Origin of the sequence: uncultured Treponema sp. (assembly GCF_934725225.1) — a bacterium.
Classification (GTDB): Bacteria; Spirochaetota; Spirochaetia; order Treponematales; family Treponemataceae; genus Treponema_D.
The window spans coordinates 1-25,903 of the sequence record NZ_CAKVAM010000008.1; the positions used below are offsets into that span (position 1 = coordinate 1).

The following is a 25,903-nucleotide window of genomic DNA, read 5'->3' on the forward strand; positions in this document are numbered from 1 at the left end:
AGCTCCCCTGCGCCGATGATACTGCCAACCGGCGGGAAACTAGGACGCGGCCGGCTTTTTCCATACTCTCTTCATAGAGCCTCCCGCCAAGCGCGGGTGGCTCTTCTTTTTGCTAAGGCATCCTCCTGCACGGAAATCCCTGCCGGATAGAAATGACGCCTTGCTTTCCTATGATAAAGCGGAGTCTCCAGGCGGTTCCTTCGATAAAATAGAGAGGTTCTTGCAAATTTCCATGCGCTATTTGAGCTTCTTTATGAGCTCCTCGATTTCCTTTTCTGTTTTTACTTCAAAGAAAAAAATAGTTTCTATAACTTTTAATCCGTGTTTTACTGTTTTTTTTGATTGACAATATTTCAGTATTTACAGTATTATCTTTAAATTGGAGGTTTTAAATTGAAAAACTTAGTTAAATGTGTAGCTGTTGCTTTTTCAGTAATAGCACTTGCTTCATGCGGAACAACAAAAGAATCTGTAAAAGTTGTAACAGGAGCCTATGAGCGTTTGGATTGGCAGGGAAGAGCTACAGGCGCAGAAGTGCCGAATTGGGTTGTTGCTGTAGGCGACAATAACAAGAGACAAATTGTAAAAGAACTTGATCTTGACGGTTATATGGTTTGGACTTTCAATTCAAATGGACCAGATTTGGATTTTCTCCAGAACTGGACAGACAAAGTTGACCTTCAGAGCAATGTTGCACAGTCAATCAGCACTTCAATTGGACGTGCTACAGAAGCTTCTTTGAAAGCAGAACAGAGCATTGATACAACAAAAAGCGACAAGGCTCTCAAAGATGTTACAACAGTTCTTTCAAATGTACGTGTAAACGGTCTTGAAAAAATTGCTTCATACTGGATTAAGAGCCGCTTCTCTGAATCTGCAAAACCAAAGGCTGATTCTGATTACAAAACAATGTATACATACTATTCAGTATGGGCTTTGAAGAGCGACTTGTATCAGAGACAGATTAATGCAGCAATGCAGGATCTTCCTGAAAACACAGCACAGGATCCTCTTCTTATGAAACTCATCACAAGATCAATCGAAAAGACTATTCTTAATGAGGATTCAGGTTCAGATGCAAATGTAAGTTCTATATCTTATGATGCAGAAACAGACACAGTAAAATATGATGATGAAGAACCTGGAGCTGAATTCTAAATGAAGAAGTTTGCTTTTTTGTTTGCAGCTGTTTTTAGTGGTCTTATGATGGTTTCATGCGGAAGCACAAAGGTTTCCCGCGTTGATGCTGATGAGGTCATTGATTTAGACGGCTACTGGAACGAATCTGATGTCCGCATCGTTTGTGATTCTCTTATTGAAGAATGTATAAATTCTCCTAGAATTGCAAAATTTGAAGGACAGCAGGGACACGCTCCAGTTGTTATAATTGATTCTATACGCAATCAGAGCAGCGAGCATATTGACACTTCAATTGTTGAAAAGAAATTTCAGACTGCGATAATTAATTCTGGTGTTATGGAATTTGTTTCTAGCAGCACAGAAAGACAGGCTCTTAGAGAAGAAAAGGCTGACCAGGCTGACCATTCAACTTACGATACTGCAAAGGAAATGGATCAGGAAACTGGAGCTGACTTCATGCTTAAAGGCTCTGTTAAGACAATTGTGCAGTCCGCTGACGACAAAACAGTAAGAACTTACTATGTTTATGCAGAGTTGCATGACATTAAAACAAATAAAATTGTTTGGATGGCAGAAAACGACAGCATAAAGAAAGTTATTAAACGTCAGAAAGCAAAGCTCTAATTTGCACAAAAAAGGCATCTTCAGAATTTTCTGAGGATGCCATTTACTTTAAATCGGAGACGTTTTTATGAAAAAGCTCTCGCTTCTTTCTTTGCTTTTTGTATTTTTTTTTCTAGTTGGATGCGCTTCTACAAAAGTTGACTTGGAAGCTGAAAAATATTTTTCTGAAGGAAATTATTCAGCGTCTGCATCCGTTATTCAAAAATCAATAAATAAAAAAAATCCGCCGATAGACAAAGCTCTTGATGTGGCGATTCTAAATCATTATTCAAAAAATTATTTGCAGTCTTCAAAGGACTTTAACCAGACTGACCGCCAAATTGAAGATGCTTACACGAAAAGCATTTCAAAGACGACCGGCGCCGCTTCTTTAAATGAAAATATTTCCGATTATACTGGAAATGTTTATGAATATCTTTTGCTAAACGCATTTAATTCCTTGAATTACTACAACTTGGGCGAATTTGATGAAGCTCTTGTTGAAATCAGAAAAATCGAAAATAAACAAAAGGAATATATTTCAAAATACGGCGAACTTGCTTTGCAGGATTTGGATGTAGATACTGAAACTCTTGCCGACTCTGCAAAGACAATGAATGTAAATATGCGTGAAGTTTATAGGCAGACTCCGCGCAAACCTACGGAAAATGACATCTACAAAGATTCTGCGTTTGCGCATTATCTTGCGGCGTTAATGTATATTCAGGATAAAAGCGGAACTCCAGAACTTCATGTCCGAGAGTATGAAGCGATAAACCGCGGTGTAAAATGCGCTTCTTTGCGTGATGACTTAAAAATTCCTTCTGGAATGGGAAGGCTGGATTTTGTTTCGTTAGCTGGAAAAATTATTTGCCGTAAAGAAGGAACTGTTTATTTTCCGAGTTTTGCGGCGAATGGAACTCCAATTTTTTTAACTTCTGTAACGATTGCTGGCATTACAATTCCGGCTTTCAGGCTGAAATATGTTTATCCTTATGTTGAAGCGGATAAAAACGGCAATCTTGTAAAGCCGAGCGATTCAATTTCTTCTATAAAAGCTACGCTTTCTGACGGAAGCACTGCGCGCCTTAACCTTATTGAATGGTTTGATGAGGCTGTTCAAAAAGATGTTGCTTTAAAAGCCCGCAAAGATTTTATAAGAAGTATATTCCGCAGCACAACAAAAAAAGCTGCTGCTGTAACTTCTGCCGCTGTCGCTATACGAGCTACTCCTGAAAAGTTCCGGTCAATTACAGAAATTGCAGTTACAAAAGCTCTTGATGCTGTGGATTTTGCTGAAACTGCGGATATTCGCCAATGCCGTTATTTTCCGAGTTTTGCGGCTGGCGGAGGTTTTACGTTGAAGCCTGGAATTTATTCAGCGAAGGTTGAATATTTTGATACAAATGAAAATCTTGTCGGAACAGAGACTTTTGAGAATTTAGAAGTAACTGCTGGTCGTCCGACTATTGTGGAGTCAATATGTATAAAATAACTAATTTTTTTGTTTTGCTTGTTTGCGGAATTTCAGTTTGTTTTGCTGCCCGTGTAAAAGAGCCTGCCTGGGTAAGTGTTCCGAAGAAAGTTTATGATCCTGAAAAATATATTTCTTATGTTGGAAAAGCAAAAGATAAATCTCAGGCAGAACTCCTTGCGGTTGAAGGAATCGCCTCTGTCTTTGAGCAGAATGTTGCTTCGGCTTCTGTGTCGTCTTCAAGAATGGAACAGGCGAGCAATGAAGGAAAAGTTGCAATTGCAAAGGCTCAGAATTTCAATTCAAAGATAATGCGAAAAGTCGATGTTGATTCTCTTGTTGGCATTGAAATCAAAGAATATTGGACTGATGCTGAAAAAAACATTTATGTTATTGCGGTTCTTGACAAGCCGAAAACTTCGCTTCTTTATTCTAATATGATTGAAAAAAACAATGCGGAAATCAAAAAACTTTTGAATGCCAAAACAGACGATGAATTTTCTTTTGAAAATTATGCGCGGATTGACTTTGCACGCGAAATTTCTGTTTTAAATGAAAAATATCTTTCACGCCTTTCTGTTATAGATTTTGATAAGGCTTCCGAATTAGAAAAACAGACTGAGAGTGCCGCTGATATAAATGCGATGCTTCTTCAGATTGCAAAACAAATTCCTGTTTATGTTTATTTTCAGAATGATCCTGACGGCAGGGCTCGTTCCGCTTATGCAAAAATGCTGAATTCGTTTGGATTCAGAACTTCGCAGGAAAAAAATGAGCGGTATTCATTTACAGGAAGCATGAGTTTTGAACAGAATATTCCAAAGGACAAAAGTTCAGTTCAATGCAGATATACTTTTAAAGCCGATTTGAGGGACTCTGCATTTGTGCAAAATCTTTTTACGCTTTCATTTGACGGAAGAAATTCCAGCAATTCTTATTCTGATGCCCAGAACCGTGCTATGCGTGCTATTGAAGCTCGTGCGGCAGGAAATTCCACAGAAGAATTTAGAAAATTTTTGCAGAATATTGTAGTTCATTATTGACAAATAAATACATTTTCTGTAATATATTTATATATTCGTAACTGAATGCTCCCTTAGCTCAGTCGGTAGAGCAATGGACTGTTAATCCATGTGTCGCTGGTTCAAGCCCAGCAGGGGGCGCATATAAGGCAGCTGTTTTGGCTGTCTTTTTTGTTTTAAATTTGCAGTTAAAATTTGTTTTTTTCTTGAATTTTTATTATATTTATTGGCAATCAAAAAATTTTAAAATGTAGAACTTTTTTCGCTTGATTTCTTATTTTTATTGAAGATTTTCAGCTTGAAAAGTTTTGGAGTAAAATCATGGCAAAGTATCAGTTTCAGACGGAAGTTAATCAGCTTTTAAAACTTATCATCCATTCAATGTATTCAAACAAAGATATTTTTCTGCGTGAAATTGTTTCGAACGCTTCGGATGCGCTGGACAAATTAAAATATCTTACGGTTTCCGATGATAAATATAAGGATGTTGCTTTTAATCCGCGCATAGACATTTCATTTGATGAAGAAAAAAAGATTCTTTCAGTTCAGGATTCAGGAATCGGAATGGACGAAGAGGATCTTACGAATAATTTGGGAACAATCGCGCGTTCTGGAACAAAAGCTTTTATCGATATGCTTTCTGAAAATGGAAGCGGCTCGTCAGATTTGATTGGACAGTTTGGCGTTGGTTTTTACAGCGCATTTATGGCGGCAAGCAAAATTGATGTTTACACAAGAAAGGCTGCCGGCGACGGAAAAGTTTTGCATTGGTCAAGCGACGGAACAAATTCCTATGAAATTGAAGAGCTTACAGAAAAATCAGAAGCCTACTGCCAGTATGGATTTGACAAAGCTGAAACTGTTGGTTCTGTTATTGAAATTCATTTGAACGATGATTCCAAAGATTACGCTTCAAGATGGAAAATTGACGAGCTTATAAAAAAATATTCAAATCATATTGCTTTCCCGATTTATCTTCATTATGTTCAGACAAAATACAACAAGGACGGAAAGGCTGAAGGAACTGAAAATAAAGTTGAGCAGGTGAATTCTGCCAGCGCGCTTTGGAAGCGGAACAAGAGCGAGCTTAAAAAAGAAGATTACAACGATTTTTATAAGACAATCAGCCATGACGGAACAGATCCGCTGATGTATGTTCACACTCATGCGGAAGGAACTCAGGAATACACGACTTTGTTTTACGTTCCACGCACTGCGCCGTTCGATATGTATCAGGCTGATTATAAAAGCGGTGTTAAACTTTATGTAAAGCGCGTTTTTATAACTGACGATGACCGTGAGCTTTTGCCGTCTTATTTGCGTTTTATCCGCGGCGTTATTGATTCAGAAGACTTGCCTTTGAATGTGAGCCGTGAAATTCTTCAGCAAAACAGGATTCTTGAAACTATAAAAACTCAGTCTGTAAAAAAACTTCTAAGTGAATTCAAAAAACTTGGTGACGAGGCAAAAAAACTTGAGGCAAAAACTGACCTTTCTGATGATGAAAAAGAAACTGTTGAAAAATGGCACGATTTTGTAAAGTTGTATAACCGTCCTTTGAAGGAAGGCCTTTATTCTGATTTTGCAAACCGAGATGAAATTGCAGAAATAATCCGTTTCAAGTCAACTGCGGATGAAGGCAATGGCGAAAACAAATGGACAAGTTTTGCAGATTATGTTCAGCGCATGAAACCTGATCAGAAATCAATTTACTATATCAGCGGAAGTGATGAAAAAAATCTACGCTCTTCTCCGTTGCTTGAGGCTTATAAAAAGAAAGGATTTGAAGTTCTTATTATGGCGGATGACATAGACGATATTGTTATTCCTGCATACGGAAAATACAAAGACTTTGAGCTGAAAGCAGTGAACCGTGCCGGAAGTGATGAAGAGCTTGGAGTCGATAAGGAAGAGGCTAAGAAAAAAGAGGAAGCGTTCAAACCTGTTCAGGAAAAAATAAAGAAAGCTCTTGAAGGCCGTGTAAAGGATGTTGTTCTCTCAAAGCGTCTTTCCGATAGTCCGAGCTGCATTGTTGTGGACGAAAATGATCCGAGCCTTCAGATGGAACGCATGATGAAAGCGATGGGACAGGGCGGCGGAGATTTTGTAAAGCCGATTCTTGAAATAAATGCGGATCACGCAATTGTAAAAAAACTGGAAGGTCCTGTTTCAGAAGACTTTGTAAAAAATGTAAGCGAAGTTCTTCTTGACCAGGCGCTTCTTGTAAGCGGCGCGGAATTAAAAGATCCTGCTGATTTTGTAAAATCGCTGAATTCTTTGCTCGCTGAATAAAATTGTATGCAAAAGGCTTTCCGGTTTTTCTGGAAGGCTTTTTGCTTTTTTGCTGAAAAAACATTTGTAACGATAATCGCGCATTTTTATTTTTTAGATATGGAAAAAATTGAAACTCCAGATGAGTATTTAGTGGAACACGACAACGATCATTTGCAGGGAAAAGAACTTGCAAAAATTTCATCATTGAACGAAATCAATTCGATGAATCCCAATGATTTTATAAAGATGGCTTTTGAATTTCAGAAGCTTATGATGATTTACGAAAGCGCGATAAAGCAGGTTGTTACAAAACTTGAAATTTTAAACAAAGAATATAAAGTTTCAGGCAGAAGAAATCCGATTGAAACAATAAAATCCAGAATAAAATCTCCAGAAAGCATTGCTGAAAAACTCGAAAAGCGGAAGCTTCCGTTTACATTTGAATCTATGACGGAAAATCTTACGGATGTTGCCGGCGTTCGTGTAATCTGCCCTTACATTTCAGATATTTACACAATAAGGGACATTCTTTTAAAGCAGCCGGATATAAAACTTCTGAAGGAAAAAGATTACATAAAAGAACCAAAAGAATCCGGCTACAGAAGTCTGCACATTGTTGTTGAGACGATTGTTTACCTTTCGAATACCGAGCACAGAGTTCCAGTTGAAATTCAGCTTAGAACAATTGCCATGGATTTTTGGGCGAGCCTTGAGCATGAGCTTAGATATAAAACTGAATCGCATATTCCAGCAGGAATTCGCCGTGAGCTTTTAAGATGCGCGGAAACAATCGCAATGACCGACCGCGAAATGGAAGAAATTGCAATTGAGCTTCAGGCTTTGGATTGATTCGCCTGCGTTTTTGAATTCTTGATATTACTAGAAAACTTTTTTTTTCTATAGTATGATGTGTTTATCTTAGAAATTTCCGTTTGGTGATTTTTAGATGAAAAATCTTATATCAACTGCGCATCTTCATTTGATTGCGGATGTGCTTAAAAAGTCAAGATTTTTTCGTTGGCTTTTTGGGAGATTCAATTGTCAGAATTACACGAGTCCGGTGAAGACTATCTTGAGGCAATTCTTAGATTAAAAGAAGAAAATGGAGTTGCAAGATCCGTTGATGTTGCAAAGCGTCTTGGTGTTTCCAAGCCTAGTGTAAGCCGGGCGATGAGCATTTTGGGCGAAAACGGATATATTACGACTGGCCACATCGGTTCTCTTGAACTGACTGAAAAAGGTCAGAAAAAAGCCGAGTCCGTTTATGCGCGCCATGTTCTTCTAACAGATTTCCTTGTAAAAATTACTGGCGTTGACAAAGCTCATGCTGAAGAAAATGCGTGCAGAATTGAACATGACATTGATGAAGATATAAAAGACGGAATTCAAAAATGGATGGAGCAAAATAAATAAAATGTCAGACGTAAATGAAAAAAATCACGGCACATTGACTGGCGACAATCACGCTGCTCTTTGGAGCGGAAGATTTGCAGAAGGTCCTGATGCCGCTGCGGTTGAGTTTGAAACTTCTATCCGTGTTGATGAAAGAATGGCTCTTGATGATATTCACGGTTCGATTGCCCATGCGCAAATGCTTGGCGAGCAGAAAATAATTTCAAAATCAGAAAGTTCTGAAATTGTAAAAGGTTTAAAATCAATTGAAAAGGATTTGCTTTCCGGCGAGTTGAAAATTGATTATAGCGCGGAAGATATTCATTCATTTGTTGAAGCCGTTCTCACAGACCGCATTGGTGAGCCTGGAAAAAAACTTCATACAGGACGCAGCCGAAATGATCAGATTGCGCTGGACGAGCGTCTTTATTTGCGCCGCATGATTCCTTGCATTCAGAATGAAATTTTAACTCTTATAAAAACTCTTTCTGAAATTGCTTCAAAAAATAAAAAATCCTTGTTGACAGGTTATACTCACATGCAGCATGCCCAGCCTGGAACTTTGGCGCAGCATCTTTTGGCGTGGGCTTCTATGCTTGTGCGCGATTGGGAACGTCTTGAAGATTCACTTAAGCGCATTGAAAAATCTCCACTTGGCTCTGGAGCTTTGCAGGGAAGCACTTTGCCTCTTGACCGTGAGCTTGTTGCAAAGAAACTTGGATTTTCTGGAGTTACAGAAAATTCCTTGGACACAGTTTCTGACAGAGATTACTGCATAGAATTCACTTCGGACTTTGCGCTGCTTCAAAGCCACTTAAGCCGTATGTGCGAAGAAATTGTTTTGTGGTCAACAACTGAATTTTCATTTGTTGAGCTAAGTGAAAAATGGTCAACTGGCTCTTCAATTATGCCGCAGAAAAAAAATCCCGACTTTGCTGAATTAATCCGCGGAAGAACAGGAAAAGTTTACGGCGATTTGATAAATCTTCTTACAATGGTAAAAGGTCTTCCGCTTGCCTATGACCGGGATTTGCAGGAAGACAAAGAGCCTTTGTTTGACGCCTTTGACACTGTTGAAGCGAACTTAAAAGTTTTTACAGCGATGATTTCTTCTGCAAAATGGAATCTTGAAAAAATGGCGGCGAGCTGCGAAGGTGGTTTTGCGAATGCCACGGATTTGGCTGAATATCTTGTGCGCAAAGGACTTCCGTTTAGAACAGCGCATGGAGTTTCGGCAAAAGCTGTCCGCATGGCAATTGATGCTGGACTTTCAAAAATTGAAGATTTATGCGTGGAGGAATTTAAAAAATGCTCACCGTTAATTGAAGATGACGTTTATGAAATTCTTTCGCCTGAAGCCTGCGTGGAAAACAGAAAGACAATCGGTGCGCCTTCTTCTGAATCAACTTCAGTTCAAATAAAAGCTTTGCTTGCGTTCTGTAAAAAAAGCTTGAAAAAATAATTTTATAAAAGGAGTTTTCAAAATGAAAAAAATTGTTGCAGTTATTTGCGGACTTATGGTTTGCCTTTCAATGGCGAGCGCAAAAAAGAAATCGTCTGGAAAATTTATTCTTGGACTTGACGATTCGTTTCCGCCGCTTGGATTCCGCGATGAAAATAATGAAATTGTAGGCTACGACATTGACCTTGCCCGCGAAGTTGCTTCCCGCCTTGGACTTGAGCTTGTTTGCCAGCCGATTGACTGGTCTACAAAAGAAATGGAGCTTAACACTGGAAAAATCGACTGCATTTGGAACGGACTTACTTTGACTGAAGAAAGAAAACGCGCCATGGCTTGCTCTGAGCCTTATCTTGCAAATGCCCAGGTTGTTGTTGTCCGCAATAATGGTGAAATAAAGTCGCTTGCAGATTTAAAAGGAAAAAAAGTCGGAGTTCAGGCTGGCTCTTCTGCGCAGGAAGCGATTGACGGCGCGCCTGATTTCAAGAAAAGCCTAAAAGAAATTGTTGAGTTCAAGGAAAATGTTACAGCTCTTAACGACCTTGAAGTTGGAAATCTTGACGGCGTTGTAATGGATTTGGTTGTTGCAGGTTATAGCATTACGCAGGGAAAAAAGCCGCTCGTTATTCTTGATGAAACTCTTGCTCCGGAAGAATACGGAATTGCGTTCAGCAGAAAAAATAAATCTCTCCGCGACAAAGTTCAGAAAACACTTTTGGAAATGCAGGCTGATGGAACTGTTGCAAAAATTTCAACAAAGTGGTTCGGCTCCGATATTTCAACAATTGGAAAATAATTATATTTTGTAAAATGCTTTTGCGTCTGGAAAAATTCCGGGCGCATTTTTTCTAAAGTAAAATTTAAATGATTGAATTTTTATCTGAATATTTTCTAAGAATCAAAATCGGAAAACTTCTTGCTGTAATGCTTCAAAGCACTTGCGTCAGCTTGGAAGTTTTTTTTCTTACTCTGATTTTTTCTGTTCCGCTTGCGCTTTTTATTTGCTTTGGAAGAATGTCGGCTGTAAAAATTGTGGCTGGAATTACAAATATTTTTCTGCTGATAATCCGCGGAACGCCTCTGATGCTTCAGCTTATTTTTGTTTATTTTGCGCCCCAGATGATTTTTGGAATTGGCTTTGACAGATTTACGGCTGCGATTGTGGCGATGGTTATAAATTACGCGGCGTATTTTGCGGAAATTTACCGTGGAGGAATTCAGTCCATTCCGCTTGGCCAATACGAGGCTGCAAAAGTTCTGGGCTTTACAAAAAATCAGACTTTCTTTCGCATTATAATTCCGCAGGTTGTAAAACGGATAATTCCGCCGATGGGAAACGAAGTTATCACTCTTGTAAAAGACACTGCGCTTGTTCAGGTTTTGGGCGTGGCGGAGCTTTTTCACGTTGCGCAGACTCAGAGCGGACGGCTTGTTAGCGTTATGCCGCTTTTTATCGCAGGCGTTTTTTATTTTATAATGAACTGGGCTGTTTCTAAAGCATTTGACTTTACGGAGAAAAAACTTGACTACTACAAATAGTGAAATCATAAAAGTTGAAAATCTGAAAAAAAATTTCAGCGGACTTGAAGTTTTAAAAGGCGTTTCGTTTTCTTTGCACAAAGGCGAAGTTCTTGGAATTATTGGTCCGAGCGGAAGCGGAAAATCCACGTTGCTTCGTTGTGTTTGCCAGCTTGAAAAAATTACGGATGGCTCGATTTCTATCTGCGGACAAAACATGGTTAAAGACGGCGTTTATGTCGATAAAAAAACTTTGAGAAAAATCGGCTTGAACGTTGGACTTGTGTTTCAGAATTTCAACCTTTTTCCGCATTTTTCAGTTTTAAAAAATATTACCGAAGCTCAAAGAGTTGTCCTTGGAAAAGAAAAATCAGAGGCGGAAGAAACTGCGATTTCACTTTTAAAGAAAATGAACCTTGAGCAAAAAGCGTTGTGTTATCCTTGCGAACTTTCTGGCGGACAGCAGCAGCGTGTTTCCATTGCGCGTGCATTGGCGCTCAAGCCGGAAGTTTTGTTTTTTGACGAGCCGACTTCTGCATTGGATCCGGAATTGACTGGAGAAATTCTTGCTGTAATCCGCGAGCTTGCCGAAGAAAAAATGACGATGGTCGTAGTTACGCATGAAATGTCTTTTGCCCGGGACACAAGCGACACAATTATTTTTATGGACGGCGGAATTATTGTTGAGCAGGGAAAAGAAGTCATTGAAAATCCAAAGGAAGAGCGCACAAGACTTTTCTTGAAGCGTTTTAATGAAAAATAAGTTTTTGCAGTTTTTAAGAAAATCTATTGACAATATAAACTGCTTTTTGATATAATATTATCACCTTTTGGGGTGTTAGCGAAGTTGGTTATCGCGCTGGCCTGTCACGCCGGAGACCACGAGTTCGAGTCTCGTACATCCCGAAGCAAAGCATCTGTTTTTATACAGGTGCTTTTTTTTTGCCTTGGTGCTATCATATTGTTGAGAGGAATTTATGACAAATAAAGTTTACATAATCGGACACAGAAATCCCGATACTGATTCAGTTGTTGCCGCTGCCGCCTATGCAAGGCTCAAGCATCTTCTGGGGAAAAAAGAATACGTTGCTGCCCGCGCTGGAAAATTAGCTCCGCAGACAGAATATATTTTCAAGAGATTTAAAGTTGAGCCGCCTGAATATATTCCAGATTTGATTCCTAAAACTGAATATTACATGAGCGGCGAATATTCTTCTGTGGATCAGGATGTTCCGCTTTGGAATGCTGTGGACAAAATGATAAGCACAAATTCTTCTGTTCTTCCGATTGTAAATGTGGACGGAACTTATCAGGGACTTTTGAACTACAATGCGTTCGCCTTGAATTCGTTTAAAATTCTAAGTCCGAAAAAAGACGACATTTTTTTAACGAGCATAAAGCTTATAGAAAAAACTTTGGGCGCAGTTCCGATTGTGGAATTCGATGCGGAAGATTATTTTAAATGTTCCTTAATGGTTGGCGATGACGATGCCGATTCATTCAAGAGTCTTCTTTCCGAGCATAAAAGCGAAAACATTGTTGTGATTACAGGCGACCGTGAAGATATTCAGAAAATGTCAATTGAAGCAAAAGTGCGCGCTGTAATTGTTACAAAAGATTACGTTGTAAAAAAAGAACTTAGAGAGCTTGCCCGCACAAATAAAGTTTCAATTATTTCAGGACATGACAGCACTGTTGCAACCGCGATGCTTGTAGAATATTCTTCGCCGGTAAGTTCCATGGCCGACACAAAAATTCTTCCAGTGAAGGCAAGTGATACAGTGCAAAAAATCCGCGCCCAGCTTGCGCAAAGTCCTGCCCGGTGCTTGCCTGTTGTTGACGATGATTTTAAAGTTATCGGAATAATCAGTGAAAGCGATTTGCTGCACGAAGCGAATATTCAGGTTATTTTGGTTGACCACAACGAACCGCAGCAGGCAGTTGAAGGAATTGAAAATTACATAATTCAGGAAATCATCGACCATCACAAAATAAATACGTTTGCAACTCGAATTCCAATCAACTTTATAAACAAAGCTGTCGGCTCAACAAGCACAATCATTGCGAATCTTTACCGCGAAAACAGAATTTCAATTCCAAAAGACATGGCTTCAATTCTTTTGTGCGGAATTCTTAGCGACACTTTGATTCTTCAATCTGCGACGACAACCGAATACGATGTTCTTACCGCTGAATATTTGAGCAACATTACAGAGCTGGACATAAAAACTTTGGGAAACGACATTATAAAAAGCGGAAGCCACATAGACGGACGTTCTGCGGAAGAAGTTGTGCATCAGGATATGAAAGAATATTCTGAAAACAAATTTAAATATTCTGTGAGCCAGATTGAAGTTGACAGCACACGTGAAATTGTTGAGCGTAAAAAAGAATTCCTTGATTGCCTTGAGCAGGAAAGAAAATTAAAAGGAGCTTTGTTCAGCGCGCTTCTTGTAACGGACATAACAAAATTAAGCTCGATAATGTTTTTAGCAAGCGATCCGAAATTTGAAGCCGTCATAAATTTCCCGAAACGCGACGAGCACATTTATTACATGAAAGACATTGTTTCGAGAAAAAAGCAGCTGATTCCTTTGCTTTCTGAATTGACTGCAAAAGTAAATTAAAAGTTTTTACAGAAATTTTTTTATTGTTTCTACAATTTTATTCTGAACCGGAAGAATTTCCTGAAGTCTTGCGTGGGCTTCTGGAATTTTTTCTTGGCGCAGAAAATCTGTAATTTCCGTGTAAGCTTTGTAAAGCGGAGTTACAGAAAGATTTCCTGTATTTCCTTTTAATGTGTGCGCCTTGGAAATTGCATTGCTAAGATTTCCGTTTGCAATGTCGCATTCGATTTCGCTGTTCTGTTCAATTGAATCGGGAAGTTTTTTCAGCATCATTTCTAAAAGCTGGCTGTTGCCCATAAATCGTTCGAGCGCAGAATCCATGTCGGCTCCAAGATTTTTCAGTTCGTTTATCAAATACACAAAATCCCTCCAAAGAAAAATAAAATTATTTTATTATATATCAATTTTTCATTATTTCAAATTTTTTTTGCACGGTTTTCCGGCGGAATATAACCTTGTGAACTTTAGTTTGTTTTATTATATTAGTAAAAATTAATGAGGTGGTTATGATTGAAGTTGAAAATGTGTCGAAGCTGTTTGGAAATTTCCGGGCGGTGGACGGCATAAGTTTTTCTATTCAGACTGGAGAAATTGTTGGGCTGCTTGGTCCGAACGGAGCTGGAAAAACGACAACGATGCGAATGATTTCCGGTTTTCTTGAGCCTGATTCTGGAACTGTAAAAATTGACGGGCTTGATGTTTTAAAAAATCCGGTTGAGACAAAAAGAAAAATTGGATATATGCCAGAAAGCGCGCCGATGTATTCCGACATGATTGTTGCCGACTATTTAAAATACATTGCTGAAATTGAAGGTCAGAATCCTGCGGAAAAATGCCAGGAGCTTGCAGAAGTCTGCGGACTAAAAGAAGTCATGCACAAAAATATTGGAGAGCTTAGCCGCGGAAACAGACAGCGCGTTGGGCTTGCTCATGCTCTTATGGGAAATCCTGAAATTCTTATTCTTGACGAGCCGACAAGTGGACTTGATCCAAACCAAGTTTTGGAAGTGCGCAATTTGATTAAGCAGATTGGAAAAACTCACACTGTAATTATTTCAACGCATATTCTTAGCGAAGTTGAAATGCTTTGCGGCAGAGTTATTATTATTTCCGGCGGAAAAAAAGTTGCCGATAGTCCGACAGAAGAACTTCGCGAGCATTTTGGAAATTCGTCTGAAGTTCAGCTTTGTGTTTCCGGGGCTTCTGCAGAAGATGCTGAAAAAATATTCCACGGAATAAATGGCGTTTCAAAAATTCATTCAATTTTAAATGATGGAAAAATTGAATTTAGAATTTCCGTTGAAAAAAATATTGAAGTCAGACCGGAACTCGCAAAGGCGTGCGTGCAGAACGGCTTGGAGCTTTTTGAAATGCAGCAGAAAAAGAACAGCCTTGAAGATGTGTTTAGAAGCTTGACTTCTGCGCATGATTCTGAAAATGGAGTAGAAAATGAAAAATAAATCTTGGGCAGTTATTATGAAACGGGAACTTTGCTCGTATTTTACAAGTCCTGTTGCTTACATTGTTGGCGCGCTGTTTCTTTTGTTCAGCGGATTTTTATTTTTTTCTACATTCTTTTTGGTGAACCGACCTGAGCTTAGAAATTTTTTTGAGCTGCTTCCGATATTGTTCAGTTTTTTTATTCCGGCAATGACGATGCGAATTTTCAGCGAGGAAAAAAAGAGCGGAACAATGGAAACTTTGGTTACGTTGCCTGTTACAAATTTCGATATTGTTGCAGGAAAATATCTTGCGAGTTTTGTTTCTAGTATTGTGCTTTTGATTCCGACTTTTTTTTATGTTGCAGCTTGCGCAATTTTTGCTTCTTCGCGAATTGATTTTGGTCCTGTTGTCGGCGGATATTTGGGAGCTGTGCTTTTGGCTTCGGCTTTTTGCGCGATTGGAATTTTTGCTTCGTCTGTTACAAAAAATCAGATTATCGCATTTTTCCTTGCGTTTGCAATTTGCATTTTCCTTACGATGATTACAGTTTTTTCTGTTTTGCTTCCGGGAATTTTCGTTGGCTTCGCTTCGTTCATTTCTTCCACGAGCCACTTTATGTCGATTTCGAGAGGCATAATTGATTCGCGCGATATTTTGTATTTTGTTTCTTTGACAGCAGTTTTTGTTTCTCTGACAGTCTGCGTAATTTCAAATCAAAGGAAAGGTTGAAAAATGAAAAAGGAAAATAAATTTATTTCATGGATAAAAAATCCTTCCGCGGACATCTGGCTTTTTATAGTTGCCGTTGTTCTTTTGAATCTTGTTGCTTCCCGCGCTTTTTTTAGAATCGACTTGACGGAATCAAAATCATATTCGCTTTCATCTTCGAGCAAAGAAGTTGTAAAAAATCTTGAGGAGCCGCTGAACGTAAAAGTTTTCTTTTCAGCAAATCTTCCGTCGCCTTATTCGAACGTTGAGCAGTATGTGAAAGATATTTTGGCTGAATACGGAAATTCCGCGAATAAAAATTTCAGCTGCGAATTTTTTGACATGGAAGATTACGACAATCAGAGAATTGCAAGAGGCTACGGGCTGAATCAAATTCAAATCCGCGAGCTAAAGAATAATGAAGTCGGCTTGAAAAATGTGTTCATGGGAATTGTTATTTCTTATGCGGACCAAATAGAAAAAATTGACGGCATTTCTTCAAGCGACGGATTGGAATACAAAATTACTTCCGCCATTGGAAAAATTATTTCCAGCACAAATATTCTTGCGGGACTTTCCGACAATGTAAAAGTTTCGCTTTACAAATCTGAATCGCTTGAGCAGTTTAATATTTCCGGCTTTGAAAAAATTGACGATGAAGTTGGAAAAGCTTTTTCTGCGGCGAACAAAAAATTTAAAGGTCGGCTTGATTTTAAATCTGAAAATCCTGATTCTGAAACTTCTCTTGCGCTCGGAAAAAAATATGGAATCCAGTCAGTGTCTTGGAAAAATCCTGATGGAAAAATTGAATACGGAACAATCGGGCTTGTTGTTGAATATGGTCAGAAAGTTCAGCTTGTTCCGCTTAGACTTACAAACGCAATTTTTCAATATGTGGTTTCGGGACTTGACGACTTGGAAGAAAATATTGAAGAGTGCGTGAAAACTGTTGTTTCAAAAACTGATGTGATTGTTTATGTTGCAGGACACGGCGAGCATTCTCTTGCGGACAAAAACGATTCAATGTATTTGAAAAGTCTTCTTGCCGACACTTATGATTTGCAGGAAGTAAATCTTTTGGAAAATGAAATTCCGATTTCTGCGCAGTTGCTGATTGTAAACGGTCCGAAAGAAAAATTTTCAGATGCTGAGCTTTATAAAATTGATCAGTTTGTTTTGCGCGGCGGAAATGCAATTTTCTTTGTTGATTCAGTTGACGAGATTATGCCTTATGGCGAAATGGCTTATTACAGCCAGCCTGAATATGTTCCTGTTGAAAACGGACTTGAAAAACTTTTTGACAGCTACGGAATAAAAATCGGCAATGAATATGTTATGGATGAAAAATGTTTTTCTCAGTTGACCCAGCAATATGGAAAACTTGACTTTTATTATACGCCGCTGATTCAAAAAAATTGCCTTGACCAAAAAAATCTTATATCAAAAAATCTTGGCAACATTTTCTTTCCGCAGACTTTTGAAATTGATATTTCTGGCGCAAAAGAAAACAAAGATGCAAAAGTTTCTGTCATTGCAAAAACTTCTGAAAAATCTTGGACTGTTCCTGTCGCAGAAAATTTTGTTTTAAGTCCTATGTCGATTTTTCCGCCGAAGGAAGAAGACAAGTTCAGCTCTAAAAATGTCGCGGTTTTGATTGAAGGAAAATTTAAAAGCGCATTTGACAACTCTCCTTTTGAAAGCGAAGCTGAAAATGTCTTGGCGGCAAAAAATCATTTGGATTCAAGCATTCAAAATTCAAAAATCTTCATCGCTTCAACATCTTGCATTGCAACCGCAAAGTTCGGTCTGCTTCAGGAAGATTCACAAACTCCGAATTCTTATTTTGTCCGCAATGCAGTTGACTACATGAACGGCAAGGAAGATTTCTGCTCAATGCGCACAAAGAACCTTTCGCTTAACACGCTCAAAATGTCTTCTGGAAAATTTGCGCTTGCTGTGAAATATTTTAATCAGGTTGGGCTTGCGGTTCTTGTTGCTTTAGGCGGACTTTGTGTATTTGTTTTGCGCCGTCAGCACAGGGAAAAAATCCGAATGACTTACGATCCGGAAGATCCGCGGCAAAAATAATAATTTAAATGGAGCTAGAAATGAAAAATATTTATACAAGAAAAATAGTTCTTCTTTCATCGATTGCAATTCTGTTCGTGATTTATATTCTCCAAATTTCTTTTTTGGGCAGGTCGAAAGTAAAAACCGTTTACACGAATGAAGAAATTGATTCTGTTGAAATAACAAAAAACGGCGGACACATTCTTTCGCTTAAAAAAGAAAATGAAAAATGGCTCGTGGAAAATTTTCCTGCAATGGAAAACCGCGCGAACAGAATTGTAAATTCAGTCAATGAAATAAAAATTCTTTCAACTGTATCTTACGATTTGAACGACTTGGAACGCTACGGTTTGACTGACGAGAATGCTGTAAAAGTTGTGGCTTCTTCAGGCGGAAAAGTTGAACGCACTTTGTACGTTGGAAAAGATTCTGTTGCGGGAAGCCAGTGCTATGTGCGCCTCGATGATGAAAAGAAAATCTATCTTGCGCAAGGCTCGTTAAAATCAACATTTGAAGTTTCCGCAGATGAAATAAAAGAAAAGCCAAAAACGGAAAATTCACAAGGCGCAGAAACAGAATAAAACTTTTTCACTTGAACAGCAGGGAAAGTTCTTCGCTTGAAAGTTCTCTGCTGTCTCCCGGCGCGAGCTTTTCATCCAGCGCAAGGCTTCCGATTGAAATTCTTTTTAAGAATACAACTCTGTTTCCTTGCGCGCTGAACATCCGTTTTACCTGATGAAATTTTCCTTCTGTAATTGTGAGGCGGCAGGAACTTGCGCTGTTCCATTCCAGAATTGCCGGCCTTGAAATAAATTCTCTTTCATTTTTTTCAGACGGAATAAAAAATCCTTCGCTGAATTTTTCTTCAAGAAATTTTCTTTGTGCTTCTGATTCATTTTTTTCAAGTTCAACGTAGTAAGTTTTTTTCACATGGAAAAGCGGATTTGCGAGGCTGTACGAAAAATCTCCGTTCGTTGTAAAAATCAAAAGCCCTTCCGTGTCTGTGTCCAGCCGTCCAACAGTATGAATTTTTTGCAGCGAATTTTCTTTTGCATAGTCAAAGTATTTTTGCGGAACAAAACTATAGACCGTTTTGTAAAGTCCGTCGTCTTTTGTGGAGCAGATAGCGTCCGTCTGTTTGTTCATCATAAGATAGATGTCCGGCGCAAGATTTTTTTTGATTCCGTCTATGGAAATTTCATCCGATGCAAGGTTCAGCCTGAATCCGCTTTCAAGAACCCTTGAGCCGTTCACGCATACATTGTGCTTTTGCAAAAGCCTGCGCACTCTTCTGTGCGTGCTGATTCCCCGCCGGATAAAAATAGTGTCCAGCCGCTCCTTAAAAAGTCCGTCCATTTGCGAAAGTATATATGCACGCTTCCAAAAAATCAACTTTGCCAAAGTTTATCATTCGAAAAATTGCTATGTAAATTTTATCTAGTAGAAAATTTGACAAATTTACAGTACACTATGTTCTATGTCGCAGATTCCACATCCTTTTGTAAAATGGGCAGGCGGAAAAACTCAGCTCTTGCCGGAAATCAGAAAACATTATCCTCAAGAAATCAAAAAATACTGCGAGCCGTTTGTGGGCGGCGGCGCGGTTCTGTTCGATGTGCTTCAAAAATGCCACCCGGAAGAAGTGCTGATAAACGACATGAATTCGGAGCTGATAAACACATATTTGCAGATAAAAAACAACTGCGATAATCTGTTGAAACAGCTTTCAGAAATTCAAAATAAATATAAAAATCAAACTTTGGAAGAAAACAAAATTCTTTTTTACGAAAAGCGCCTTCGCTACAACGAGCTAAAAATCAACAGAAACGACGCTGAAAATCTTGAAAAAGCCGCGCTCTTTATTTTTCTGAACAAAACCTGCTTCAACGGACTTTACCGCGTGAACAAAAAAGGCGAATTCAACGTTCCGTTTAACAATGCAAAAAATCCGCTGATTTGCGATAACGAAAATCAGTACGTGCCGGCTAAAGCCGTCGGGCTTTCCGCACTTCGCTACTGCTCATTCCGCCGCAACTTTCAGTTGCTCTGGAACTTCGGTGCTCCAATCCCTCACGCGAGAATAGCATAAATAAAGGAAGATTTTATGAAACAATATGAAGCAGTAATTCAAACTTTAGAAAAACTTGGCGGTGCTGCAACTTTAGGACAATTAAATCAGGAAGTATTTAAAATAAAAGATTGCGAATGGAAATCAAAAACTCCTTTTGCCTCAATCCGCCGGATTGTTCAAGAAAATCCAAACATTTATAAAATCAAACCTGGACTTTGGGCTTTAAAATCTTATCAAAAAGAACTTGAACAAAAAGGAATTGTCGTTGAAACCGAAAAAAATAAAAATTCAAAAATTGTTCAAGAATTTACACATTCATATTATCAGGGACTTTTGGTGACTATCGGCAATTTGAGAAACAAGAAAACTTTTGTTCCTAATCAAGATAAGTCAAAAATGTTTCTTAATGAAAGGCTTGGTGATTTGCGAACATTGCAGGAACAACCGGCATATTCTTATGAAAAGTTTACGCAAAGAAGCTCGACAATTGATGTAATTTGGTTTAACGAAAGAGAAATGCCGGAAGATTTTTTTGAAGTGGAACATTCTACAGACATTCAAAACTCCCTTACAAAATTTTCAGATTTGCAGGATTTTTATACAAATATGTATATTGTTGCAGATGAAAAGCGTCATGCTGAATATGATAAGAAGTTGGGCTATACAGCATTTGATAAGATTAGAAAAGATAAAAGAGTAAAATTTTTAAGCTATGACAAAATTGAAAAACTGTACAAGCTCGAAATAGAAAAAAAAGAACTGGATTTAATTTTGTAGTTGATCAAAATAAAAATTCGATCAATATTTTGGTATGAACGAATATATGTTTTATACCCTTGAAGGATTTACACAATCTCCAAATAAAACTGACTGTGAGAATTTGCAGATACTTGGTTTTGAGAAAGCGGAAAACTTGGAAGCCGCAAAAGAGCATCTTCTTGTAAATAATGACTGGATTTTTAAATATGGTTTTGACGCAGAAAAAATTCTTTCAAAGAAAATTTTAACAGAAGAATCTTTAGCTTCCATAAAAACCGTTGTTGATTATCTTTGGGAAGATGAAGAAAAAGACTATGAAGAATGTTTTGCGTCAGATGGAAATATTGACAACCATATTTTTAAGCATTTGAGAAAATTGAAATTGTTGACAGAAGAAAATAGGAAAACTTCTGAATTTTATTCAATTGAAGATAAAATTTCTTTTTTATTTAAAAAATATAATTCGGACAATAAAGACCCTAGAATCATCTTGAAATCAGTTCTCTTAGATATAGGGTTAGAAGAAGAGAAATCAAGCTTAATTTCAATAGAAGCAGGTGGTTCTCAATGCAAAGTGACAAGCGAATATTTGAAAAATATTTTTATTCCTGAAAATATTTTTGAAGAAGTCCTTGCTGCTATTAGATATTTTTACTATGAGTTTGAATAATTTCAAAGAATAAAACAGCGTTAGGGATAGTAGTGGCGGCGTAGCCGTTGCGGAACGTAGTGCAGCAATGTAGCGATAGCGTAACCACGAATAGCCCGACCCGAACAGAGTGAGGGAAACGCCCAGCTTATAATCTCTGTTCAGTCCGGGAAGCAGGTGAGCGTGAACAAGGGCGACTGGGATAAATCTCAGGGTTTTGAAAAGGACAACGACTTTAACCGCGAATGGCTTTCTGCTTGCCGCTCGCATTTGAAGGACGACGGAACAATCTGGATTTCGGGAACGTATCACAATATTTTTTCAGTTGCGCAGATGCTGAACGAGCTGGACTTCCGCATTTTGAACTGCGTCACTTGGGCAAAGACGAATCCGCCGCCGAATCTTTCGTGCCGTTTTTTCACCCATTCAACTGAGTTTATCTTATGGGCAAGAAAAAGCAAGAAAGTTCCGCATTATTTTAACTATGAGCTGATGAAGGAAATCAACGGAGGAACTCAGATGCGCGACCTGTGGAGCTTGCCTGCAATCGCGAAGTGGGAAAAATCCTGCGGAAAGCATCCGACCCAAAAGCCTCTTCCGCTCCTTGCGCGGATTATCCTTGCTTCCACAAAAGAAAACGCATGGATTTTAGATCCGTTCACGGGAAGCTCCACGACAGGAATCGCCGCCTCGCTCCTGAACCGCCGTTTTTTGGGAATCGACCGAGAGACAGAATTTTTGGAACTTTCAAAAGCTCGGCGTGAGGAAATCGAAAATCCGCAGGTTCGCAAGGCTTACCACGATAAAATCCTGAAATATTCCGACAAGCCTATTCGCGGAATTGCGGAGCTTTGCGAGATTCACGAGGACGAGCCGTATTTTGGCGTGGACTTGCCGTTTTAGGTTATTTGCAAATGAAATTATTTCACGACTTGCCCAATGCGTTTTTCGTCTATGCGGAAAATTTCACGACCTGCCCAACGCGTTTTTTGCTCATTCGAAAACTTTCGCGCTCTCCCCAACGCATTTTTGGCTCGTGCAAAAACTTTAACGCTTTGCCCAACGAAATTTCAATCCGTTCGAAAATCTTAATACGTCGCCCAACACAATTTCACCTTGTTCGAAAATTTTAATGCTTTGCCCAATGCGCTTTTTAGTCGTGTGAAAATTTTTATTCACTGCCCAAACTGTTTCCGGCTTAAAAAATTTAGATTTTTATAATCCGTGTGGCAATTTAAAGCTGCGGCGTATCTTTTTTTTAGTTTCAAGCTGTGGTAAAATCATTTCATGGCAGAAGAAAAAATCGAAGATAAGACTGTATATATTCTTGATTCCTACGGCTTGATTTACAGGGCGTACTTTGCGCTTTTGAATCATCCTCTTACAAATCCCGGCGGAGACAATATTAGCGCGCTGGTTATTTTCTTTAAGAATCTGAGGGCGCTTATTTCAAAATACAATCCGTGTTATCTTGCGGCGGCGTTTGATTCGCGTGTCAAGACATTTCGGCATGAACTTTATGCGGAGTACAAGGCTAACCGTGCCAAGACTCCGGAAGATTTGCATGCGCAGGTTCCTTGGATAGAAGAAATTCTTGAAGCATTGGAAATTCCTGTTCTTCGCTACGACGGATTTGAAGCTGATGATATTATTGCGACTGTTGCAAAAAAATGCGCACAGGAAAACCGGCCGTGCAGAATTCTTAGCGGCGACAAGGATTTGCTTCAGCTTGTTACGGACTCTTGCTTGGAAATGCAGCCGGACAGAGCCAACGGCGGCTGGGAAGTTATCGGCGCGCAGGAAGTTCTTGAAAAGTGGGGAATTCCGCCTGAAAAGATTCTGGACTACCTTTCGCTTGTGGGCGATGCTTCTGACAATGTTCCGGGCGTGAAGGGCGTGGGCGACAAAACCGCAATAAAACTTCTGACACAGTACGGAACTCTCGATGAGATTTATGCTCACGCTTCTGAAATAAAAGGCGCGCTTGGAGAAAAAATTAGGAACGACAAGGATAATGCTTATTTTTCAAAGCAGCTTATAACTTTAAGGTACGATGTTCCTATTGAAATTGATTTTGAATCTTTCTGCACAAAAAATATAAATTTTAAGTCTGGCGCGGAACTCCTTGAAAAATACGGAGCCTATGCGATTGCAAAAAGTTTCGCTTCGGAAACTGCGGCGGAAATTCATTCAGAGGAAAAATCAGTTTTGCAGGAAAAAGAGCCGGAAGAAAAAATCGCGCTGTCTGTAAAGCAAAATGAAGGCGACTACAAGCCTTGCACAAATCTTGACGAGCTGAAAAATTTTGCACAGAACATTTTAGATTCCGCAGAAAAAGTTGTGGCGTTCGATACAGAAACTGACAGCTTGAACACACATGAGGCGAATCTTGTAGGCTTTAGTTTGAGCGTTGAAAAAGGAAAAGGAATTTATGTTCCTGTTATTTTAAGCGGCGGAATGTTTGCTCCCGAAACGATCTCTAAAAAAGATTGCCTTTCTGTTCTTGAAAAACTTTTTGCGGAAAAAGAACTCACTCTTGTAATGCACAACGGAAAATTCGATCTTGAAGTTCTTGCCGCAAACGGAATGAGTTCAAAAACTGAATGTAAAATTTTTGACACGATGATTGCCGCCTGGCTTTTGAATCCTGCCGCTTCTGGAAAATCTCCGTACAGTCTTGAGTATCTTGCGGAAACGAAGCTTGGGCTTAAAGGAATTGAGTTCAAGGACATTGTTCAGAAAAATCAGACTTTTGCGGATATTCCTTTGGAGAAGGCTTTTAAATACGGCGCGGAAGATTCTGATTTTACATTGCAGCTTTATTATCTTTTAAAAGATGAAATTAAAAAATCAAATCTTGAAAAACTTTTTTATGAAATGGAAATGAAAGTTCTTCCGATTCTTGTTTCCATGGAAATTCAAGGAATTCATTTGGACAAGAAAAAACTGAACGAGTATAAAGATGAACTTGCAGTTTTGATTTCAGAAAAAGAAAAAGAAATTTACAAAGAGGCAGATTGCGAATTTAACATTGCGTCTCCAAAGCAGCTTCAGGAAATTTTGTTTGAAAAACGCAATCTTCCTCATGGCAAAAAAACAAAAACTGGTTACAGCACAGACACTGCTGTTCTTGAAGAACTTGTGTTTTCTACAAACGACCCTCTTCCAAAAATGATTCTTGATTACAGGTCGTACACAAAACTTCAAAGCACTTATGTGGAGGCACTGCCTTTGCTTGCAGACAAGAATGGAAGAATCCATACTTCTTTTTTGCAGACGGGAACTGCCACAGGCCGCCTTTCAAGTCGAGATCCAAATTTGCAGAACATTCCTGTGCGCGATGAATCTGGAAGAAGAATTCGTTCTGCGTTTACTGCTGTGCCGGGAACAGTTCTTATTTCTGCAGACTACTCTCAAATTGAACTTGTTGTGCTTGCGCATTTGAGCGGCGATAAAAATCTTTGCTCTGCCTTTATAAATGGAATTGATGTTCATAAATCCACAGCCGCTTTGATTTACGGAATTTCTCCAGAGCAGGTGAAGCCAGAACAGCGTCGCTTTGCAAAGACCGTGAACTTTGGGGTTATGTACGGAATGAGCGCGTTTCGACTTGCAAATGAATTGAACATAAGCCGGACAGAAGCAAAAAATTTTATTGACCAATATTTTTCAACGTATTCCGATGTTAAAAAATTTCTTGATGAAACAAAACGTATGGCAAGAGAAACCGGTTATGTTGAAACAATTACTGGACGCAGACGTTATATTCCAGAAATAAAAAGCTCAAGCAAGATTGTGCTTCAGGGCGCTGAAAGAATTGCAATAAACACTCCGATTCAAGGTAGCGCGGCTGATATTGTAAAAACTGCAATGATAAAAGTTCAGTCTGCCTTGGAAAAATCCAGTACAGGCGCAAAGATGCTTTTGCAGGTTCATGACGAATTGATTTTTGAATGCCCGGAAGACAATGCGGAAAATGCAATTTCAATTATTCAGCGCGAAATGGAAAATGCTGTTCAGCTGAGAATTCCTCTGCGTGTGAGTGTTGAGCGCGGAAAAAACTGGGGAGAATTCCACTGATGGTTTTGTGCGTAACAGGTCCGATGGCGGTAGGAAAAAATGCGGCAAGTTCAATTCTTGAAAAACTGGGATTTGTTTCTATTGACGCGGATTTGATTGGTCATGACGCAGTTGAAATTTGCAAGGAAAAAATTCTTGAGGAATTTTCTTCTTTGGCTCAGAAAAATAAAATTCAGCTTTTGAATCCAGATGGAAAAATAAACAGAAAAAATCTTGGTCAGCTTATATTTAAAAATGAAAGGCTTGTAAAAAAGCAGGAGGAAATTGTTTTTCCGTATATAAATTCAGTCTTGGAAAAATTCATAGATGAAAATTCTGAAAAAAATATTGCGGTCAATGCAACTGTTTTGTACAAAGTGAATGCAATGAAAAAAGTTGAAAAAATTCTTTTTATTGATAGTCCGGTTTTTGTTAGATTTTTGCGCGCTAAAAAAAGAGACAGAATGAAGCCGCTTCAAATTATTGAAAGATTTTTTTCTCAAAGATTTTTGTTCAGCCAATATAAAGAAACTGGAATTGAAATTTTCAGAATTGTAAACTGCGGAAATCTTTCTTCACTTCAGAAAAAAATTGAGCGCGTAGTTTTCAAGCAATAACAGGCTTTTTAAACTTGA

At 38.8% G+C, this 25,903-nt stretch carries 24 protein-coding genes and 2 tRNA genes; 24 read left to right on the top strand and 2 right to left on the bottom strand.

Translation table 11 applies throughout. The features are described 5' to 3' along the window. Positions 1 to 393 precede the first annotated feature (393 nt). The 14 genes from Q0H92_RS11060 (at position 394) to Q0H92_RS11125 (ending at position 13,509) form a co-directional block, all read left to right on the top strand. Positions 394 to 1,158: a hypothetical protein gene (locus Q0H92_RS11060; RefSeq protein WP_296015020.1), complete on the top strand. Its 765-nt coding sequence runs from the start codon at positions 394 to 396 to the stop codon at positions 1,156 to 1,158. Beyond that, the gene (locus Q0H92_RS11065; protein WP_296015022.1) at positions 1,159 to 1,764 is read left to right on the top strand and encodes a penicillin-binding protein activator LpoB; all 606 of its coding nucleotides are present in this window, start codon (positions 1,159 to 1,161) and stop codon (positions 1,762 to 1,764) included. It begins immediately after the preceding gene. A gap of 67 nt (positions 1,765 to 1,831) precedes the next feature. Further along, positions 1,832 to 3,238 carry a hypothetical protein gene (locus Q0H92_RS11070; RefSeq protein ID WP_296015024.1) on the top strand — a complete coding sequence of 469 codons (1,407 nt, stop codon included), beginning with the start codon at positions 1,832 to 1,834 and terminating at the stop codon, positions 3,236 to 3,238. Beyond that, positions 3,226 to 4,260: a hypothetical protein gene (locus Q0H92_RS11075; protein ID WP_296015027.1), complete on the top strand. Its 1,035-nt coding sequence runs from the start codon at positions 3,226 to 3,228 to the stop codon at positions 4,258 to 4,260. Before Q0H92_RS11070 ends, Q0H92_RS11075 begins: the two co-directional genes overlap by 13 nt. A 47-nt stretch (positions 4,261 to 4,307) precedes the next feature. Then, positions 4,308 to 4,380 (top strand) — tRNA-Asn (locus Q0H92_RS11080). A gap of 180 nt (positions 4,381 to 4,560) precedes the next feature. Continuing rightward, entirely contained in the window at positions 4,561 to 6,531 is a 1,971-nt protein-coding gene (gene htpG / locus Q0H92_RS11085) for a molecular chaperone HtpG (RefSeq protein ID WP_296015031.1), read from the top strand. A 99-nt stretch (positions 6,532 to 6,630) separates the two neighbouring features. After that, a complete protein-coding gene (locus tag Q0H92_RS11090) occupies positions 6,631 to 7,362 on the top strand; it encodes a GTP pyrophosphokinase family protein (protein ID WP_296015034.1) in 732 nt (243 codons plus the stop codon). Between the two features lie 189 nt (positions 7,363 to 7,551). Beyond that, positions 7,552 to 7,926: a metal-dependent transcriptional regulator gene (locus tag Q0H92_RS11095; protein WP_013700694.1), complete on the top strand. Its 375-nt coding sequence runs from the start codon at positions 7,552 to 7,554 to the stop codon at positions 7,924 to 7,926. Between the two features lies 1 nt (position 7,927). After that, positions 7,928 to 9,367, top strand: a complete 1,440-nt coding sequence (gene argH, locus Q0H92_RS11100) for an argininosuccinate lyase (RefSeq protein ID WP_296015037.1) — start codon at positions 7,928 to 7,930, stop codon at positions 9,365 to 9,367. 22 nt (positions 9,368 to 9,389) lie between these two features. Then, entirely contained in the window at positions 9,390 to 10,160 is a 771-nt protein-coding gene (locus Q0H92_RS11105) for an amino acid ABC transporter substrate-binding protein (RefSeq protein WP_296015040.1), read from the top strand. Positions 10,161 to 10,228: 68 nt separating this feature from the next. Continuing rightward, a complete protein-coding gene (locus Q0H92_RS11110) occupies positions 10,229 to 10,903 on the top strand; it encodes an amino acid ABC transporter permease (protein ID WP_296015041.1) in 675 nt (224 codons plus the stop codon). Further along, complete coding sequence (locus Q0H92_RS11115; RefSeq protein ID WP_296015044.1) at positions 10,887 to 11,645, top strand: amino acid ABC transporter ATP-binding protein; 759 nt, start codon at positions 10,887 to 10,889, stop codon at positions 11,643 to 11,645. The genes Q0H92_RS11110 and Q0H92_RS11115 overlap by 17 nt, the downstream gene beginning before the upstream one ends. 69 nt (positions 11,646 to 11,714) lie before the next feature. Beyond that, positions 11,715 to 11,788 (top strand) — tRNA-Asp (locus Q0H92_RS11120). 71 nt (positions 11,789 to 11,859) lie between these two features. Beyond that, positions 11,860 to 13,509: a putative manganese-dependent inorganic diphosphatase gene (locus Q0H92_RS11125; protein WP_296015048.1), complete on the top strand. Its 1,650-nt coding sequence runs from the start codon at positions 11,860 to 11,862 to the stop codon at positions 13,507 to 13,509. A 6-nt stretch (positions 13,510 to 13,515) separates the two neighbouring features. On the opposite strand, the gene Q0H92_RS11130 is transcribed toward Q0H92_RS11125, so the two are convergent. Beyond that, positions 13,516 to 13,869: a hypothetical protein gene (locus Q0H92_RS11130; protein WP_296015053.1), complete on the bottom strand. Its 354-nt coding sequence runs from the start codon at positions 13,867 to 13,869 to the stop codon at positions 13,516 to 13,518. 146 nt (positions 13,870 to 14,015) lie between these two features. Between Q0H92_RS11130 and Q0H92_RS11135 the strand changes: the two genes are divergently transcribed. Genes Q0H92_RS11135 through Q0H92_RS11150 form a run of 4 tightly spaced genes read left to right on the top strand, consistent with a single transcriptional unit; the run spans position 14,016 to position 18,311 of the window. After that, entirely contained in the window at positions 14,016 to 14,969 is a 954-nt protein-coding gene (locus Q0H92_RS11135; protein ID WP_296015054.1) for an ATP-binding cassette domain-containing protein, read from the top strand. Beyond that, complete coding sequence (locus Q0H92_RS11140; RefSeq protein WP_296015058.1) at positions 14,959 to 15,681, top strand: ABC transporter permease subunit; 723 nt, start codon at positions 14,959 to 14,961, stop codon at positions 15,679 to 15,681. Before Q0H92_RS11135 ends, Q0H92_RS11140 begins: the two co-directional genes overlap by 11 nt. A 3-nt stretch (positions 15,682 to 15,684) precedes the next feature. Then, the gene (locus tag Q0H92_RS11145; RefSeq protein ID WP_296015062.1) at positions 15,685 to 17,748 is read left to right on the top strand and encodes a Gldg family protein; all 2,064 of its coding nucleotides are present in this window, start codon (positions 15,685 to 15,687) and stop codon (positions 17,746 to 17,748) included. A gap of 20 nt (positions 17,749 to 17,768) precedes the next feature. Then, positions 17,769 to 18,311 carry a DUF4340 domain-containing protein gene (locus tag Q0H92_RS11150; RefSeq protein WP_296015065.1) on the top strand — a complete coding sequence of 181 codons (543 nt, stop codon included), beginning with the start codon at positions 17,769 to 17,771 and terminating at the stop codon, positions 18,309 to 18,311. A gap of 7 nt (positions 18,312 to 18,318) precedes the next feature. Here the strand turns inward: Q0H92_RS11150 and Q0H92_RS11155 are convergent, their stop codons facing one another. Beyond that, positions 18,319 to 19,086, bottom strand: a complete 768-nt coding sequence (locus tag Q0H92_RS11155; RefSeq protein WP_296015069.1) for an RNA pseudouridine synthase — start codon at positions 19,084 to 19,086, stop codon at positions 18,319 to 18,321. A 121-nt stretch (positions 19,087 to 19,207) separates the two neighbouring features. On the opposite strand from Q0H92_RS11155, the gene Q0H92_RS11160 reads away from it, so the two are divergent. The 6 genes from Q0H92_RS11160 to coaE all read left to right on the top strand — a co-directional run bounded on the left by Q0H92_RS11160 (position 19,208) and on the right by coaE (position 25,885). Continuing rightward, positions 19,208 to 19,819: a Dam family site-specific DNA-(adenine-N6)-methyltransferase gene (locus tag Q0H92_RS11160; protein WP_296015072.1), complete on the top strand. Its 612-nt coding sequence runs from the start codon at positions 19,208 to 19,210 to the stop codon at positions 19,817 to 19,819. 15 nt (positions 19,820 to 19,834) lie between these two features. After that, positions 19,835 to 20,578, top strand: a complete 744-nt coding sequence (locus tag Q0H92_RS11165; protein WP_296015075.1) for a hypothetical protein — start codon at positions 19,835 to 19,837, stop codon at positions 20,576 to 20,578. A 34-nt stretch (positions 20,579 to 20,612) separates the two neighbouring features. Next, positions 20,613 to 21,230 carry a hypothetical protein gene (locus tag Q0H92_RS11170; protein WP_296015077.1) on the top strand — a complete coding sequence of 206 codons (618 nt, stop codon included), beginning with the start codon at positions 20,613 to 20,615 and terminating at the stop codon, positions 21,228 to 21,230. 162 nt (positions 21,231 to 21,392) lie between these two features. Continuing rightward, a complete protein-coding gene (locus Q0H92_RS11175) occupies positions 21,393 to 22,112 on the top strand; it encodes a site-specific DNA-methyltransferase (RefSeq protein ID WP_296015078.1) in 720 nt (239 codons plus the stop codon). Between the two features lie 384 nt (positions 22,113 to 22,496). Next, positions 22,497 to 25,289 carry a DNA polymerase I gene (polA, locus tag Q0H92_RS11180; RefSeq protein WP_296015081.1) on the top strand — a complete coding sequence of 931 codons (2,793 nt, stop codon included), beginning with the start codon at positions 22,497 to 22,499 and terminating at the stop codon, positions 25,287 to 25,289. Next, a complete protein-coding gene (gene coaE / locus Q0H92_RS11185) occupies positions 25,289 to 25,885 on the top strand; it encodes a dephospho-CoA kinase (protein ID WP_296015082.1) in 597 nt (198 codons plus the stop codon). Before polA ends, coaE begins: the two co-directional genes overlap by 1 nt. Positions 25,886 to 25,903: the final 18 nt, after the last annotated feature.

Excerpts from the sequence above, each read along its gene's own strand:
- Q0H92_RS11065 (WP_296015022.1), top strand. The coding sequence starts at position 1,159 with ATGAAGAAGTTTGCTTTTTTGTTTGCAGCTGTTTTTAGTGGTCTTATG.
- Q0H92_RS11070 (WP_296015024.1), top strand. The coding sequence starts at position 1,832 with ATGAAAAAGCTCTCGCTTCTTTCTTTGCTTTTTGTATTTTTTTTTCTA.
- Q0H92_RS11075 (WP_296015027.1), top strand. The coding sequence starts at position 3,226 with ATGTATAAAATAACTAATTTTTTTGTTTTGCTTGTTTGCGGAATTTCA.
- htpG (WP_296015031.1), top strand. The coding sequence starts at position 4,561 with ATGGCAAAGTATCAGTTTCAGACGGAAGTTAATCAGCTTTTAAAACTT.
- Q0H92_RS11090 (WP_296015034.1), top strand. The coding sequence starts at position 6,631 with ATGGAAAAAATTGAAACTCCAGATGAGTATTTAGTGGAACACGACAAC.
- argH (WP_296015037.1), top strand. The coding sequence starts at position 7,928 with ATGTCAGACGTAAATGAAAAAAATCACGGCACATTGACTGGCGACAAT.
- Q0H92_RS11105 (WP_296015040.1), top strand. The coding sequence starts at position 9,390 with ATGAAAAAAATTGTTGCAGTTATTTGCGGACTTATGGTTTGCCTTTCA.
- Q0H92_RS11110 (WP_296015041.1), top strand. The coding sequence starts at position 10,229 with ATGATTGAATTTTTATCTGAATATTTTCTAAGAATCAAAATCGGAAAA.
- Q0H92_RS11125 (WP_296015048.1), top strand. The coding sequence starts at position 11,860 with ATGACAAATAAAGTTTACATAATCGGACACAGAAATCCCGATACTGAT.
- Q0H92_RS11135 (WP_296015054.1), top strand. The coding sequence starts at position 14,016 with ATGATTGAAGTTGAAAATGTGTCGAAGCTGTTTGGAAATTTCCGGGCG.
- Q0H92_RS11140 (WP_296015058.1), top strand. The coding sequence starts at position 14,959 with ATGAAAAATAAATCTTGGGCAGTTATTATGAAACGGGAACTTTGCTCG.
- Q0H92_RS11145 (WP_296015062.1), top strand. The coding sequence starts at position 15,685 with ATGAAAAAGGAAAATAAATTTATTTCATGGATAAAAAATCCTTCCGCG.
- Q0H92_RS11150 (WP_296015065.1), top strand. The coding sequence starts at position 17,769 with ATGAAAAATATTTATACAAGAAAAATAGTTCTTCTTTCATCGATTGCA.
- Q0H92_RS11155 (WP_296015069.1), bottom strand. The coding sequence starts at position 19,086 with ATGGACGGACTTTTTAAGGAGCGGCTGGACACTATTTTTATCCGGCGG.
- Q0H92_RS11160 (WP_296015072.1), top strand. The coding sequence starts at position 19,208 with ATGTCGCAGATTCCACATCCTTTTGTAAAATGGGCAGGCGGAAAAACT.
- Q0H92_RS11165 (WP_296015075.1), top strand. The coding sequence starts at position 19,835 with ATGAAACAATATGAAGCAGTAATTCAAACTTTAGAAAAACTTGGCGGT.
- Q0H92_RS11170 (WP_296015077.1), top strand. The coding sequence starts at position 20,613 with ATGAACGAATATATGTTTTATACCCTTGAAGGATTTACACAATCTCCA.
- polA (WP_296015081.1), top strand. The coding sequence starts at position 22,497 with ATGGCAGAAGAAAAAATCGAAGATAAGACTGTATATATTCTTGATTCC.
- coaE (WP_296015082.1), top strand. The coding sequence starts at position 25,289 with ATGGTTTTGTGCGTAACAGGTCCGATGGCGGTAGGAAAAAATGCGGCA.